Source organism: Nonomuraea sp. NPDC049646, from assembly GCF_044465525.1.
Lineage (GTDB): Bacteria > Actinomycetota > Actinomycetes > Streptosporangiales > Streptosporangiaceae > Nonomuraea.
The window spans coordinates 1-14,987 of record NZ_JBITLU010000019.1; the positions used below are offsets into that span (position 1 = coordinate 1).

Annotated in this window: 13 protein-coding genes; 3 read left to right on the forward strand and 10 right to left on the reverse strand. The window is 72.7% G+C overall.

Going from position 1 to position 14,987, the window contains the following annotated elements:
• Positions 1 to 923: 923 nt before the first annotated feature.
• Complete coding sequence (locus ACIBQ8_RS40985; RefSeq protein WP_397194734.1) at positions 924 to 2,444, forward strand: glycosyltransferase family 39 protein; 1,521 nt, start codon at positions 924 to 926, stop codon at positions 2,442 to 2,444.
• 177 nt (positions 2,445 to 2,621) lie between these two features.
• Here ACIBQ8_RS40985 and tyrS read toward each other — a convergent pair whose 3' ends face one another.
• Positions 2,622 to 3,887: a tyrosine--tRNA ligase gene (tyrS, locus tag ACIBQ8_RS40990; RefSeq protein WP_397175442.1), complete on the reverse strand. Its 1,266-nt coding sequence runs from the start codon at positions 3,885 to 3,887 to the stop codon at positions 2,622 to 2,624.
• Between the two features lie 87 nt (positions 3,888 to 3,974).
• Between tyrS and ACIBQ8_RS40995 the strand changes: the two genes are divergently transcribed.
• Positions 3,975 to 4,376 (forward strand): PH domain-containing protein, encoded by a 402-nt coding sequence (locus ACIBQ8_RS40995; protein WP_397175440.1) that lies wholly within the window; start codon positions 3,975 to 3,977, stop codon positions 4,374 to 4,376.
• Here the strand turns inward: ACIBQ8_RS40995 and ACIBQ8_RS41000 are convergent.
• From ACIBQ8_RS41000 to argC, 8 genes are all read right to left on the reverse strand, one after another.
• On the reverse strand, positions 4,316 to 5,104 hold the full coding sequence (locus tag ACIBQ8_RS41000; RefSeq protein WP_397194735.1) for a DNA-3-methyladenine glycosylase: 789 nt from the start codon (positions 5,102 to 5,104) through the stop codon (positions 4,316 to 4,318). The genes ACIBQ8_RS40995 and ACIBQ8_RS41000 overlap by 61 nt on opposite strands.
• Positions 5,086 to 6,507, reverse strand: a complete 1,422-nt coding sequence (argH, locus tag ACIBQ8_RS41005) for an argininosuccinate lyase (protein ID WP_397175437.1) — start codon at positions 6,505 to 6,507, stop codon at positions 5,086 to 5,088. Before argH ends, ACIBQ8_RS41000 begins: the two co-directional genes overlap by 19 nt.
• Before the next feature lie 92 nt (positions 6,508 to 6,599).
• Positions 6,600 to 7,109: an arginine repressor gene (locus tag ACIBQ8_RS41010; protein WP_352330310.1), complete on the reverse strand. Its 510-nt coding sequence runs from the start codon at positions 7,107 to 7,109 to the stop codon at positions 6,600 to 6,602.
• Complete coding sequence (gene argF / locus ACIBQ8_RS41015) at positions 7,106 to 8,026, reverse strand: ornithine carbamoyltransferase (protein ID WP_397175435.1); 921 nt, start codon at positions 8,024 to 8,026, stop codon at positions 7,106 to 7,108. Before argF ends, ACIBQ8_RS41010 begins: the two co-directional genes overlap by 4 nt.
• The gene (locus ACIBQ8_RS41020; RefSeq protein WP_397175433.1) at positions 8,023 to 9,189 is read right to left on the reverse strand and encodes an acetylornithine transaminase; all 1,167 of its coding nucleotides are present in this window, start codon (positions 9,187 to 9,189) and stop codon (positions 8,023 to 8,025) included. Before ACIBQ8_RS41020 ends, argF begins: the two co-directional genes overlap by 4 nt.
• Entirely contained in the window at positions 9,186 to 10,061 is an 876-nt protein-coding gene (argB, locus tag ACIBQ8_RS41025) for an acetylglutamate kinase (RefSeq protein WP_397175431.1), read from the reverse strand. Before argB ends, ACIBQ8_RS41020 begins: the two co-directional genes overlap by 4 nt.
• Positions 10,058 to 11,209, reverse strand: coding sequence for a bifunctional glutamate N-acetyltransferase/amino-acid acetyltransferase ArgJ (argJ, locus tag ACIBQ8_RS41030; protein ID WP_397175430.1), 1,152 nt, complete (start codon positions 11,207 to 11,209; stop codon positions 10,058 to 10,060). Before argJ ends, argB begins: the two co-directional genes overlap by 4 nt.
• A complete protein-coding gene (gene argC, locus ACIBQ8_RS41035) occupies positions 11,206 to 12,228 on the reverse strand; it encodes an N-acetyl-gamma-glutamyl-phosphate reductase (RefSeq protein WP_397194736.1) in 1,023 nt (340 codons plus the stop codon). The genes argJ and argC overlap by 4 nt, the downstream gene beginning before the upstream one ends.
• A gap of 164 nt (positions 12,229 to 12,392) precedes the next feature.
• On the opposite strand from argC, the gene ACIBQ8_RS41040 reads away from it, so the two are divergent.
• Positions 12,393 to 12,932 carry a hypothetical protein gene (locus ACIBQ8_RS41040; protein ID WP_397194737.1) on the forward strand — a complete coding sequence of 180 codons (540 nt, stop codon included), beginning with the start codon at positions 12,393 to 12,395 and terminating at the stop codon, positions 12,930 to 12,932.
• Positions 12,933 to 12,947: 15 nt separating this feature from the next.
• On the opposite strand, the gene ACIBQ8_RS41045 is transcribed toward ACIBQ8_RS41040, so the two are convergent.
• On the reverse strand, positions 12,948 to 14,987 hold the full coding sequence (locus ACIBQ8_RS41045; RefSeq protein WP_397194738.1) for a bifunctional aldolase/short-chain dehydrogenase: 2,040 nt from the start codon (positions 14,985 to 14,987) through the stop codon (positions 12,948 to 12,950).

Sequence of the window (14,987 nt, forward strand, 5' to 3'; positions counted from 1 at the left end):
CTTTTAACACACTGTTGAGTTCTCAAGAAACGGACGCGTACTTCCTCACCAGAACCCGTTCCCGGATCCTCGTTCAGAGGCGTTCATTTCGTCTTCTTAATCTTAGCAGGCCCGCCGATTTCGTGTCAAATCCGGAGACTTGAACAAACCGGACCAAACCTGTCTAGGATTGGATGCCTCGCTTCCGAGGCAACCCTCGTAACTTACCGTGTCATCCGGCACCTGTCGAATCAACCGATTATTCGGCGTGCTTCGGGCACCAGATGACAACCCATGCCAAAGCGCGTTGAAGCGTCTCGGCCGAGGTGGCTTGTCATCTCAAGGGGCTTGTCCCGGGGCCCGTCCGCCTGATCGGCGTCCGGCTCGCTCCGGGGACGAAGTGAAAGATTAGGTCGCGATCCGCGACACGTCAAATCGCCGGACGGGAGCATGGCGGAACGCGGGAGGACGGTGCTCGTCACCCGTGCTGCGCGCGCCCTCGCCTACGAGGACGGACCCGCAGCCGCGGCGGGTGGCGATTGGCTTTGGGAGGGAGGGTGTGATCGGCGAGCTCGGAAAGGGGATCCGGGAAGGGCAGAAGGAGGTGAGAGTGAGACAGGGCCCGATGTGGCGGGGGCGGCGGGGTGGGGTGGCTCGTTGGGGCACTGCGGGCTGGAAGCAATGGGCCGCAGGTCTTGCTGCCTTGTGGTGCGGAGGTTGTGTTCTAGGGCTGGGCTCAAGCGCGTTCGTGGCGAAGGCAATGATCGGCGGGTGGAGGCGGTGGTGAGGCCGGGGCGCCGACCAGGTCGTTCGGGCGGCTGCGGGGTTCCAAGTGCGGGGCGGGGGTTCTGAGGGGCGCGTATTCTGCCCCGGTGACCACTGCCGCCACAATTGCCCCCTCGGTCAAACCTGCGACCCGTCAGCGTTCCTTCGCCCCTTGGTGGATGGCTTTGGTCGCGGGAGCGGTGGCGTTCTCGGGGACGGGGGCGGCCACCCTGAACGGTGACGAGCTGGCCACCATCAGCGCGGCTTCCCGCTCACTGTCGGGGTTGTGGGAGCTGGCCCGGAACATCGACGGACACTTCCTGCCGTACTACCTGTTCATGCACTTCTGGGTTGAGGCCGGCACAGCCGAACTGTGGCTGCGGCTGCCGTCGGCGGTGGCGATCGGGGTGGCGGCCTGGTTCCTCGCCGACCTCGGCAGGCGGCTGCACAGTGTGCGGGCGGGCGTGATCGGGGCGGCGTTGTTCGCGATCCTGCCGTCCGTCTCCTATTACGGGGCTTTCGCCAGGTCCTACGCGTTCGCGGCGGCCGCGGTGGTGTTCTCGTTCTGGGCGCTGCACCGGGCGGTGACGCGTCCGAGCGGGGGGCGGTGGGTGGCGTACGGCGTGGCGGTGGCGCTGGTGTGCTGCACGCATCTGTTCGCGGTGCTGGCGCTGCCCGCGCACCTCGCCCTGGCGCGGCGCGGGGTGCTGGTGCGGATGGCGGTGGCGCTGGGGATCGGAGGTCTGCCCGCGGTCGTGCTGGGACTGGTCGGGTTCGGGGAGCGGCACGCGATCAGCTGGATCCCGCAGCGGGGGCCGGAGGTGTGGCTCAAGTTCCCGAAGATGGCGGCGGGCTCGACCTGGGCCGGGGTGCTGCTGTTCGCGGTCGCGCTGGCCGGCGCGGTGGTGCTCTGGAAGTCGGCGGCGGGCCGTGATCGGGTGCGCGACGACGGGAGCCGGTCCGAGGGGCCTGGGCAGGCGCGGGGGGATGGTGGCGGTTCGGCGGGGCGTGATCCGGTGGCCGGGGATGGTGGTCGGTGGGCCGTCGCGGAGATGGGGTGGCTGGTGTTGCCGCCGCTGCTGCTGCTCGCGGTCTCGCAGCTGGTGACGCCGGCGTACGTGGACCGGTACCTGTTCGTGACGGCGCCCGCGCTGGCGTTGCTGGCGGGGGTGGCCGTGGCTGGGATGCCGCGGTTCCCGGTGCCGGCGGGGGTGGCGCTCGTGCTGGTGGGGGGCCTGCTCGCGGCTTCCGACCATGTGGCGGTACGCGAGGAGAACGGGCGGTTCGAGAACATCCCGTGGGCGTTGCGGGTGGTCAAGGCGGAGCCGGGGGACGCGATCATGTACGGGCAGAGCCAGCTCCGGGCCGGGTTCGACTACTACGCGGACGCGGCGATGCCGGACGACGTGCTGAAGACGGGCGACGTGCCGGACGCCGACGGGTTCGGCTACCCCGAAAGGTCGGAGGTCGCGGCGGCGTTGAAGGGACGTGATCGGGTCTGGCTGGTGTGGCGGGGCACCAAGCAGGCGGGGTTGCAGGGCGGCTCCGTGCCGCGGGTGGCGCAGGTGCGGCAGGCGGGGTTCGAGCCTGTCTCGGTCAAGCACTCGGCGGATCTGCCGGGGCTGACGGTGGCCCTGTTCGAACGGGAACCAGATCAGAGACGAGAGCGGAAGCCGGCGCGGACATCAGCGCGCAAATAAGACAGGCGGGCCTCCCCGGAGCCCGCCTCGCCACGCGGCAAGTGGGCCCGGCGGGGTCTCCCATCGCCGTACAAAATGGAGGTCCCGCGCGGGCTCGCTTCGCCGTACAAAACGGAGACCCCGCAGGGTCTGCCATGCGGAAGGCGGGCCCCGGAGGGCCCGCCTCGCCGGTCGGGGTCAGGCGACCTCGACGCCGCCGATCGACTTCTTGCCGCGGCGCAGCACCATGAACCGGCCCGCCAGCAGGTCGGACGCCTCGGGCACGTACGCCTCGTCAGTGATCTTGACGTTGTTCAGGTAGGCGCCGCCCTCCTTGACCGCGCGCCTGGCCGCCGACTTCGACTCGACCAGCCCGCTGTCGGCCAGCAGGTCGACGAAGGACGCGCCGAGTTCGGCGACGGTGGCCTTGGGGACCTCCGCCAGGGCGGCCTCCAGCGTGGCGGCGGGCAGGTCCTCCAGCGACCCCTGTCCGAACAGCGCCTTCGAGGCGGCCATGACCGCTTCCAGCTCGGCGCGGCCGTGGAGCAGCTCGGTGAGGTCTTCGGCCAGCGTGCGCTGGGCCTCGCGGGCGAAGGGACGCTCGGCGACCGCCTTCTCCAGCTCTTCGATCTCCTCGCGGCCGCGGAACGTGAACACCTTGAGGTAGTGGATCACGTCGCGGTCGTCGGAGTTGAGGAAGTACTGGTAGAAGGCGTACGGGGAGGTCATCTCGGGGTCGAGCCAGAGCGCGCCGCCCGCCGTCTTGCCGAACTTGGTGCCGTCGGCCTTGGTGATCAGCGGCTGGGTCAGGACGTGCACGTGGCCGCCCTCGATGCGGCGGATCAGGTCGGCGCCGGCCGTGATGTTGCCCCACTGGTCGCTGCCGCCGATCTGCAGGGTGCAGTTGTAGCGGCGGAACAGCTCCAGGTAGTCGTTGGACTGCAGGATCTGGTAGCTGAACTCGGTGTAGCTGAGCCCCTCCCCCGCGAGCCTGGCGGAGACCGACTCCCTGGCGAGCATGCGGTTGACCGGGAAGTGCTTGCCGATGTCGCGCAGGAAGTCGATGGCGCTGAGCTCACCGGTCCAGTCGAGGTTGCTGACCAGGCGGGCCGGGTTGGACTCCGCGTCGAAGTCGAGGAACTTGCCGACCTGGCCGCGCAGGCGCTCCACCCACTCGGCGACGATCTCGCTGGAGTTGAGCGAGCGCTCGGTGTTGCGGCCGCTCGGGTCGCCGATCAGGCCGGTGGCCCCGCCGACCAGGCCGATCGGGTTGTGCCCGGCGAGCTGCAGGCGGCGCAGCGTGAGCAGCGGCACGAAGTGGCCGATGTGCAGGGACGGCGCTGTGGGGTCGAAACCGGAATAGACCGTGATCGGTGCCTTGGCCATGGACGCGCGCAGGGCGTCGAGGTCGGTGGACTGGGCGATCAATCCTCGCCACGCGAGGTCGTCGATGATGTCGGTCACGGTGATGTGGCTTCCCTGAGTCGGAGTCGGTGCCTTTAGCCTGCCCGATCGGTGTGCCGGCGCGCCACTTGGATACGCTCGGTGTCCATGTGGAGGGTCCGTCGCGAGCTGGCCGTTTTCAAGATCTTAGGGGCTCTGGCGTGCGCCGGGCTCGCCGTCTTCTGGTGGGTGGCCGGGGACGTGCGCGGGGTGATCCTCGCGGTGCCGGCGGCCGTGCTGGTGGGCGGGATGGGGCTGCGCGACGTGCTGGTGCCGGTGCGGCTGTCGGCCGACGCGGACGGGATCACGGTGGTGCACGGGTTCGCCGGGCGGCGGCGTGTGCCGTGGGCGGCGATCCAGGACGTCACGGTGGACGTGCGCAGGCGGTTCGGGCTGCGCAGCGAGATGCTGGAGATCGACACCGGCGACCACCTGCACGTCTTCAGCGCTCACGAGCTGGGCGTCTCCCCCACGGAGGTGGCCGCGGAGCTGCGCCGGCGCGGCACGTGAGCCCGGTACGGCGACACGGTCGGGTCGCCGTCGATCCAGAACCGCCACGGGGTCTCCTTGGCGGTCGAGACGCCGGTGCGCGGGCCTGACCTGATCGCGCCGGGGTCGGCGGGCCGGCCTTCGAGCACGGCGGCCGACCCGTGGGGCAGGCCGGTGAGCCAGGTGGCGTGATCCGATCCCTGGCCATGACGCCCGAGGTTTCCGGTGAGGGGGTCCAGGGCGGCGGGTGCGCCTTCCCAGATCGCGTCGAGGCCGTTGTGCTCGCGCAGCAGGCCCAGCGCGACGGCCAGCCTGGCCGGGCCGCGGGCGAGGTCACGGTCCGGCACCCGCCTGCCCGGGCCGTCCCGCCCGTCCCGGCCGGCGCCGGGGGTGCGGCGGGTGCGGGCCTCGTCCAGGCCGGCGACGATCTCGCCGGCGCGGACCAGCACGGCCGAGCCGTGGCCCTCGGGCAGGCAGACGAGGTTCGCGCAGAAGTGCATGCCGTAGGTGAAGTACACGTACAGGTGGCCGGGCGGGCCGAACATGACGGCGTTGCGGGGTGTCCTGCCGCGGTAGGTGTGGGCCGCCGGGTCCTCGCCGGGACCGCCGTACGCCTCGACCTCGGTGAGGCGGACGGCGACCGGGCCGTGCACGAGGACGCGTCCGAGCAGGTCGGGCGCGACCTCGTGCGAGGGCCGGTCGAAGAAACTCCGCGGCAGCGGCGCGGCGCTCAGCTGCCCGAGGCCCATGCCGCCTGCGCGTCGACCGCCTCGCGCAGGGCGACGAGCTGGTCGCGGACGCGGTCGGGCGCGGTGCCGCCGTGGGCCTTGCGGGCCGCCAGCGCGCCGGGCACGTTGAGCACGTCGCGGACGTCGGGCGTCAGGTGCGGCGAGACCTTGGCCAGCTCGTCGTCGGTCAGGTCGCCGAGGTCCTTGTCGTTGACCTGGCACCAGACCACCAGGTGGCCGACGGCCTCGTGCGCGTCGCGGAACGGCACGCCGCGCCGCACCAGCAGCTCGGCCAGGTCGGTGGCCAGGGCGAAACCGTCGGGGGCCGAGGCCTCCATGCGGGCGGTGTTGACGCGCATGGTCGCGACCAGCCCGGCCATCGCGGGCAGGACGAGCAGCAGCGTGTCGACCGAGTCGAACACCGGCTCCTTGTCCTCCTGCAGGTCACGGTTGTAGGTCAGCGGCAGGCCCTTGAGCGTGGTGAGCATCGACATGAGGTTGCCGATCAGGCGGCCGGACTTGCCGCGGGCCAGCTCGGCGACGTCGGGGTTCTTCTTCTGGGGCATGATCGACGAGCCGGTGGAGTAGGCGTCGTCCATCTCGATCCAGCGGAACTCCTGCGAGGCCCACAGGACGATCTCCTCGCCCAGCCGCGACAGGTGCACACCGATCATCGCCGCGTCGAACAGGAACTCGGCGGCGAAGTCGCGGTCGGCGACGGCGTCCATCGAGTTGGGCGCGGCGGCGGAGAAGCCGAGCTCCTCGGCCACGGCCTGCGGGTCGAGCGGCAGCGAGGAGCCCGCCAGGGCGCCGGAGCCGAGCGGGGAGATCGCGGCGCGCTTGTCCCAGTCGGTGAGGCGGTCGATGTCGCGGGTGAAGGCATGGACGTGGGCCAGGAGCTGGTGGCCGAAGGAGACGGGCTGGGCGTGCTGCAGGTGCGTCATGCCCGGCGCGGCGGTCTCGGCGTGCTGCTCGGCCTGGGCCATCAGCGCGGTCTCCAGCTCGACCAGGCGGGAGACGATGCTGCGCACGTGGTCGCGGAGGTAGAGGCGCAGGTCGGTGGCGATCTGGTCGTTGCGGCTGCGGCCCGCGCGCAGCTTGCCGCCGAGCGAGCCGAGCCGCTCCAGCAGGCCGCGCTCCAGCGCGGTGTGGACGTCCTCGTCGGCCACGGTCGGGCGGAACTCGCCCGCCTTGCAGGCGGCCTCCAGGTCGTCGAGCGCGCCGATCATGCGCTCGAGCTCCTCGTCGCTCAGCAGCCCCGCCCTGTGCAGCACGCGGGCGTGCGCCCTGGACGCCGCCAGGTCGTACGGCACCAGCCGCCAGTCGAAGTGCACGCTCACCGACAGCCGGGCCAGCGCGTCGGACGGACCGCTCTCGAAGCGCCCGCCCCACAGCCGCATCGGCTTGCCATCACTCACCGTCATCTCCTCCATTTCCCACGCGACCATAGTGCAACTCAGCCCTTCTTTGCGTCAGGGGCGGCCGCGATCCCGGCGACCGGTTCGGCCACGCCGGTTCATCCGCGCCGGTCCGCCACGCGCAGCAGCGCCTCGGCGACGGCCTGGCCGCCCGCCGGATCCCGGCTGATGACCAGGATCGTGTCGTCGCCCGCCACGGTGCCGAGGATCGACTCCCAGTCGGCGTGGTCGATGGCGGAGGCCAGGAACTGGGCGGCGCCCGGCGGGGTGCGGACCATGACCAGGTTGGCCGAGGCCTCGGCGGCCACCAGCAGCTCCTCGGCGATGCGGTGCAGCCGCGCCGCCGGGGTCTCGCCGCCGCCGCCTGTCCTGGTGAGCGGGATGCGGTCGCCGCCCTCGCCGGGCAGCGCGTACACCAGGGAGCCGTCGTCGGCGCGCAGCTTGAGCGCGCCGAGCTCGTCCAGGTCGCGGGAGAGGGTGGCCTGGGTGACCTCGACGCCGCTCTCGGCCAGCAGCTTGGCCAGCTCCGGCTGGGAGCGGACGGCCTTGCGCTGCAGCAGGTCGGTGATCTTCGCCTGCCGCGCGGCCTTGGTCATCGGGATGGTCATCCGCGGGTCACCAGCCAGTGGAGCAGCGCCTTCTGGGCGTGCAGCCGGTTCTCCGCCTGGTCCCACACGACGCTGGCCGGCCCGTCGAGGACGTCGGCGGTGATCTCCTTGCCGCGGTAGGCGGGCAGGCAGTGCAGGACGATCGCCTCGGGCGCGGCCTGCTCCAGCAGCCCGGCGTTCACCTGGTACGGCGCGAACGCGGCCGCCCGCTCCTGCTCGCCGCTCTGCCCCATGGACACCCACGTGTCGGTGGCGATCACGTGCGCCCCCTGGACGGCGGCGGCCGGGTCGGTCATCGCGACCACCGATCCGCCGGTCCTGGCGGCGACGGCGGCGGCCTGGCCGAGGATCACGGCGTCGGGCTGGTAGCCGGCCGGGGCGGCGATCCGTACGTGCATGCCGGCCGTCGCGCCGCCGAGCAGGTAGGAGTGGGCCATGTTGTTGGCGCCGTCGCCGACGTAGGTCAGCGTCAGCCCGGCCGTGCCGCCCAGCCGCTCGCGGACGGTCTGCAGGTCGGCGAGGATCTGGCAGGGGTGGAAGTCGTCGGTGAGCGCGTTGACGACGGGCACCGCCGAGGCGGCGGCCATCTCCTCGACCAGCCGCTGCCCGGTGGTGCGCCACACGATGGCGGCCACCTGGCGGTCGAGCACGCGGGCGATGTCGGCGGTCGGCTCGCCCCTGCCCATCAGCACCGCGACGTTGTCCACGACGAGCGGCAGGCCGCCGAGCTCGCCGATGCCGGTGTGGAAGGAGACGCGGGTGCGGGCCGAGGGCTTGTCGAACAGGACGGCGACGGTCTTCGGGCCCTCGAACGGCCGGTAGCCGAAGCGGTCCTTCTTCATCGCGGCGGCCAGGTCGAGCACCTCCGCCTGCTCCTCGGGGCTCAGGTCGTCGTCCCTCAGGAAGTGCCTGGTCACGCCGACGCCTCCGCGAGGATCGCGGGGAACGCCTCGACGAAGGCGTTCACCTCCTCGTGGGTGACCACGAGCGGCGGCGCGAGGCGGACGGCGTCCGGCTGCACGGCGTTGACCAGGAAGCCCGCCTCGGCGGCGGCCTGCTGCACCCGCGCGGACCGCTCCTCCTTCAGGACGGCGGCCAGCCACAGCCCGCGCCCGCGCACGCCCTTCAGCAGCGGGTGGCGGACCGCCTCCAGGCCGCCGCGCAGCCCGGCGGCGACCGACTTGACGTGGTCGAGGTCGAGGTTGTCCAGCACGGCCAGCGCCGCCGCGCACGAGACGGGGTTGCCGCCGAACGTCGAGCCGTGGTCGCCCTTGTCGAACAGCCGACCGGCCTCGCCGAACCCGACGCACGCGCCGATCGGCAGGCCGCCGCCGAGGCCCTTGGCCAGGGTCAGGATGTCGGGGGTGACGCCGTCGGCCTGGTGGGCGAACCAGTGGCCGGTACGGCCGATCGCCGACTGGATCTCGTCGGCGACCAGCAGCGCGCCGGTCGAGTCGCAGATCTCGCGGGCGGCCTCGAAGTAGCCCTCGGGCGGCGGGACGACGCCGGCCTCGCCCTGCGTCGGCTCCAGGAACACCGCGATGCAGTCGCCGGTCACCGCCTCCTTGAGCGCGTCGGCGTCGCCGTAGGGGACGAAGCGAACGTCGACGGGGAACGGGCCGAACTGGTCGCGGATGGCCTTCTTGCCGGTCAGCGACAGGGCGCCGATCGTCCGGCCGTGGAAGCCGTTCTCGGCGGCCACGAAGTAGGAGCGGCCCTCGCGCCGGCCGTACTTGAGCGCGAGCTTGTAGGCGGCCTCGTTGGCCTCGGTGCCGGAGTTGGCGAAGAAGACCCGGGCGGGCGCGTTGAGCAGGCCGAGCAGCCGCTCGGCGAGCAGCACCTCGGGCTCGTGCAGGAACAGGTTGCTGGTGTGGGCGAGCGTGGCGACCTGCTTGGAGACGGCCTCGACCAGGGCGGGGTGGGCGTGGCCGAGCGAGCTGACCGCGATGCCGCCGATGAAGTCGAGGTACTCCTTGCCGTCGGCGTCCCAGACGCGGGTGCCCTCGCCGCGGGCCAGGGCGATCGGGGGGACGCCGTAGTTGGGCATGAACGCCTGCTCGAACCGCTCGTGGAGGTTCATGAGGGCATCACCATGGTTCCGATTCCTTCGTTGGTGAAGATTTCCAGCAGCATCGAGTGGGGCACGCGGCCGTCGAGGACGTGCGCCTGGGGCACTCCCCCGCGCACGGCGGTCAGGCACGCCTCCATCTTGGGGACCATGCCGCTGGACAGCGTGGGCAGCAGCTTCTCCAGCGCGTCGGCGTCGAGCTGGTCGATCACGTCGGTGTCGTCGGGCCAGTTGGCGTACAGGCCCTCGACGTCGGTGAGGACGATCAGCTTCTGCGCGCCGAGCGCCACGGCCAGCGCGGCGGCGGCGGTGTCGGCGTTGACGTTGTAGATCTGTCCGTCGGCGCCGGCGGCGACGCTGGAGACGACCGGGATGCGGCCGTCGTCGATCAGCGCGCGGACCGCGCCCGGATCGACCTTGACGATCTCGCCGACCTGGCCGATGTCCACCGGCCGGCCGTCGACCATCGCGGGCTTGCGCTCGGCGGTGAACAGGCAGGCGTCCTCGCCGGACATGCCGACGGCGAACGGGCCGTGCCGGTTGACCAGGCCGACGATGTCGCGGCCCACCTGGCCGACCAGGACCATCCTGACGACCTGCATGGCCTCGGGCGTGGTGACGCGCAGGCCGGCGGTGAAGGTGGACTCGATGCCGTGCCTGTCGAGTGCGCTGCTGATCTGCGGGCCGCCGCCGTGGACGACGACCGGGCGCAGGCCGGCGTGGTGCAGGAACACGACGTCCTCGGCGAAGCCCTCCTTGAGGGACTCGTCGGTCATGGCGTTGCCGCCGTACTTGATGACGACGGTCGCGCCGTGGAAGCGGGTCAGCCAGGGCAGGGCCTCGATCAGCGCCTCGGCCTTGGTGGCCGCGGTGACGGCCCTCACGAGGAGTACGCCGAGTTCTCGTGGACGTACTCGGCGGTCAGGTCCGTGGTGTGGATGGTGGCGCTGTGGCGGCCGGCCGACAGGTCGATGGTGATCGTCACGTCGCGGGGGCGCATGTCCACCTTGGAGCGGTCGTCGCCGACGGAGCCGTCGCGGCAGATCCAGATGCCGTTGATGGCGACGTTGACGCGGTCGGGCTCGAAGGCGGCCTTCGTCGTGCCGACGGCGGCCAGCACGCGGCCCCAGTTGGGGTCCTCGCCGTGGATGGCGCACTTGAGCAGGTTGGAACGGGCGACGGTGCGGCCTACCTCGACGGCGTCGTCCTCGCAGGCGGCGCCGACGACCTCGACGGCGATGGCCTTGGAGGCGCCCTCGGCGTCCACGAGGAGCTGCCTGGCCAGGTCGGCGCAGACCTCCTGGACCTTCTGCCCGAACTCGGCCAGGTCCGGCTTCACCCCGGCGGCGCCGCTGGCCAGCAGCAGCACGGTGTCGTTGGTGGACATGCAGCCGTCGGAGTCGAGCCGGTCGAAGGTCGTCGCCGTGGCGGCGCGCAGCGCCGTGTCGAGCTCCTCGCTGGTCAGGTCGGCGTCGGTGGTGATCACGCAGAGCATGGTGGCCAGGGCGGGGGCGAGCATGCCGGCGCCCTTGGCCATGCCGCCGACCATGTAGCCGTCGGCCCGCTTGAAGGAGATCTTGGAGACGGTGTCGGTGGTGCGGATGGCGTCGGCCGCGGCCAGGCCGCCGTCGCGGGAGAGCTGGCCCGCGGCGGTCTGGACGCCGGTCAGCAGCGCCTCCATCGGCAGCCGCTCGCCGATCAGGCCGGTGGAGCAGACCGCGATCTCGCCCGCGCTGTCGCCGATGACCTCGGCGACCTTCTCGGCGGTGGCGTGGGTGTCCTGGAAGCCCTCGGGGCCGGTGCAGGCGTTGGCGCCGCCGGAGTTGAGCACCACCGCGCGCAGCCGCCCGCCCGCCAGGACCTGCTGCGACCAGAGCACGGGGGCGGCCTTGACGCGGTTGGCGGTGAAGACGCCCGCGGCGGCGCGGCTGGGCCCGTCGTTGACGACGAGGGCCAGGTCGCGGGCGTCGCCGGACTTGATGCCGGCGGCGATGCCCGCGGCCCGGAAGCCCAGTGGGGCGGTGACACTCATGGAGCAACTCCTGTCAGGGGAAGGCCGAGCTCTTCCGGCAGGCCGAGGGCGAGGTTGACGCTCTGGACCGCGCCTCCGGCCGTGCCCTTGGTGAGGTTGTCGATGGCGATGACGGCGACCACGCGGCCGGCGCGCTCGTCGAGCGTCACCTGCAGGGCGGCGGTGTTGGCGCCGTACGTCATGGAGGTGGCCGGCCAGACGCCCTCGGGCAGCAGCCGGACGAACGGCTCGGCCTTGAGCGCGACCTCGTAGGCGGTGCGCAGCGACTCGCGGGTGAGGCCGGGGGCGGCGGGGGCGGTGCAGGTGGCCAGGATGCCGCGGCTCATGGGGGCCAGGGTGGGGGTGAAGGAGACGCGTACGGGGGCGCCGGCGACGGCGGACAGCCCCTGCTCCATCTCGGGGGTGTGGCGGTGGACGCCGCCCACGCCGTACGCGCTGACCGAGCCCATGACCTCGCTGCCCAGCAGGTGGGCCTTGGCCGCCTTGCCCGCGCCGCTGGTGCCGCTGGCGGCCACCACGACGACGTCAGGGCCGGCCAGGCCCGCGGCGAAGGCGGGCCACAGGGCCAGCAGCACCGAGGTCGGGTAGCAGCCGGGGACGGCGACGCGCCGGGCCGTCCTCAGCGCGTCGCGCTGGCCGGGCAGCTCGGGCAGGCCGTAGGGCCAGGTGCCGGCGTGGTCGCCGCCGTAGAACTCCTGCCAGGCCGCCGGGTCGGCGAGCCGGTGGTCGGCGCCGCAGTCGACCACGATCGTGTCCTCGCCGAGCTCGGCGGCGACGGCGGCCGAGTGGCCGTGCGGCAGCGCGAGGAAGACCACGTCGTGCCCGGCGAGCGCGTCCGGCGTGGTCTCCTCCAGGACGCGGTCGGCCAGCTGCGGCAGGTGCGGCTGGTGGGCGCCGAGCGGGCTGCCGGCGCTGGAGGCCGCGGTGAGCGCGCCGATCTCGAACTCGGGATGGCCGAGCAGGAGGCGGAGCAGCTCACCTCCGGCGTAGCCGCTGGCTCCCGCGATCGCTGCTCTCATCCGGCCCTCCTGCATAAACATGCACCCTATCTCATGACCTTGCTTGTGAAGATGATGCACTCAAGAGGATGATTATGCAAGCCGGGACGGCCCGCGCCGGTGACAGGTGCGTGTCCCAGTCCTTTCCAGGCCAATCCCAAGTGGCGGGCGGGATGCTGCCGGGCATGAGCGACTTGTTGCCCGATCTCACCTTCGTCACCCCGTCGCGCGGGCGCGGTCCCGGGCCGTTCGGGCGCGCCGTCATCGTGCTGCTGTGGGTGGGGATCTGCGTGCTGCCCGCGGCGTTGTCGGTCCGGGACTATCAGCTGGCCACCGGGCGGATCGGCACGCCTGGGACGCTGACCGTGCTCTCCTGCGCCGACCTGGGCCAGGGGCGTTACGACTGCAAGGGGCGCTTCGCGCCCGACTCCGGCGGCCCGTCCGTGCCGGTGGACGCCTCCCCCGACTCCACGGCGGGCGACGTGACGCGGGCGCAGCTCACGCCCGAGGGCGACCGGGCGGCGCCGGCCGGGACCAGGGGCGTGCTGGCCGCGACGGCCCTGCCCGCGGTGGGGCTGGGCGGGATCGGGTTCCTGCCCTACGTGCTGCTCTACTGGGCCGGGGCGGGACGGCGGGCCAGGCGGGCGGCCGTGGCGGCGGGCGGCGTGGTCACCGCCGCCGGGGCGCTGCTGATGGTCGTGGGGGTGGTGGCGGCCTACTCGTGAGGCCGCCACCCGGGCTCACCTGAGGAAGGCGGCGGCGACGCCCGCGTCCACCGGGACGTGCAGGCCCGTGGTGTGGGTCAGGTCGGACCCGGCGAGCGCGAAGACCGCGGCGGCCACGTGCTCGGGCAGGACCTCGCGCTTGAGCAGGGTGCGCCGGGCGTAGAACTCGCCCAGGCGCTCCTCCTCCACGCCGTACACCGCCGCGCGGTTGGCGCCCCAGCCGGAGGCGAAGATGCCCGAGCCGCGCACCACGCCGTCGGGGTTGACGCCGTTGACGCGGACGCCGTGCTCGCCCAGCTCGGCGGCCAGCAGGCGGACCTGGTGGGCCTGGTCGGCCTTGGCCGCGCCGTAGGCGACGTTGTTCGGCCCGGCGAAGACGGCGTTCTTGGAGGAGATGTAGACGATGTCCCCGCCCATCGCCTGGTCGATCAGCACCCGGGCGCATTCGCGGGAGACCAGGAACGAGCCCCGTGCCATCACGTCGTGCTGCAGGTCCCAGTCGTCCAGGCTGGTCTCCAGCAGGGAGCGCGACAACGACAGGCCGGCGTTGTTCACCACCAGGTCCACGCCGCCGAAGGCGAGCACGGCGGCCCGTACGGCGGCCACGACCTGCTCCTCGGAGGTGACGTCCGCCTCCACGGCCACCGCGACGTCGGAGGCCCGGTACGCCCCGGCCCCGATCTCGGCGGCGACCTTCCCCGCGGCGGCCTGGTCGCGGTCGGCGAGCACCACGCACGCGCCCTCGGCGGCCAGCCGCCGCGCGGTCGCCGCGCCGATGCCCGAGCCCGCGCCGGTGACCAGCGCCACCCGCCCGGCCAGCGGCTTCGGCTTCGGCATCCGGCGCAGCTTGGCCTCCTCCAGCTCCCAGTACTCGATCCGGAACTTCTCCGACTCCGGGATGGGCGCGTAGGCGGAGACGGACTCGGCGCCGCGCATGACGTTGATCGCGTTGACGTAGAACTCGCCGGCCACGCGGGCGGTCTGCTTGTCCTTGCCGAAGGAGAACATGCCCACGCCGGGCACCAGCACGATCGCCGGGTCCGCGCCGCGCATCGGCGGCGAGTCCGGGGTGGCGTGGCGCTCGTAGTAGGCGGTGTAGTCGGCGCGGTAGGCGGCGTGCAGCTCGCGCAGCCGGGCGACCGCCTGGTCCAGGGGCGCGTCCGGCGGCAGGTCCAGGACCAGCGGGGCGACCTTGGTGCGCAGGAAGTGGTCGGGGCAGGACGTGCCGAGCGCGGCCAGGCGCGGGTGCTCGGCGCGGGAGAGGAAGTCCAGCACCTCCGGGGTGCCGGTGTAGTGGCCGACCTGCCGCACGTCGGAGGAGGCCAGCCCGCGCACGACCGGGAACAGCGCGGCGGCCCGCGCGTGCCGTTCGTCCTCGGGCAGCGGCTCGTGGATCACCGGCCCGAACGGGTCGGGGCGGCCGTTGGCGGCCAGGTACTCCTCGGCGGTGCGGATGATCTCCAGGGAGCGGGCCTCGCACTCCTGCGAGGTGGCGCCCCAGGCGGTGATGCCGTGGCCGCCGAGCACGCAGCCGATGGCCTGCGGGTTGGCCTCCTTGACGGCGGCGATGTCCAGGCCGAGCTGGAAGCCGGGCCGCCGCCAGGGCACCCACACCACGCGGTCGCCGAAGACCCGCCGGGTCAGCTCCTCGCCGTCGCGGGCGGTGGCCAGGGCGATCCCGGCGTCGGGGTGCAGGTGGTCCACGTGGGCGGCCTCGACCAGGCCGTGCATGGCGGTGTCGATCGAGGGGGCGGCGCCGCCCCTGCCGTGCAGGCAGTAGTCGAAGGCGGCGACCATCTCGTCCTCGCGCTCGACGCCGGGGTAGACGGCGGCGAGCGCGCGCAGGCGGTCCAGGCGCAGGACGGCCAGGCCCGCCTCCTTCAGCGTGCCGAGGTCGCCGCCGGAGCCCTTGACCCAGAGCAGGTCGACGTCCTGGCCGGTGACCGGGTCGGCGGCGCGGCCCTTGGCGGAGGCGTTGCCGCCGGCGAAGTTGGTGTTGCGCGGGTCGGCGCCCAGGCGGTGGGAGCGGTCCAGCAGTTCGTTGATGACGTCCAT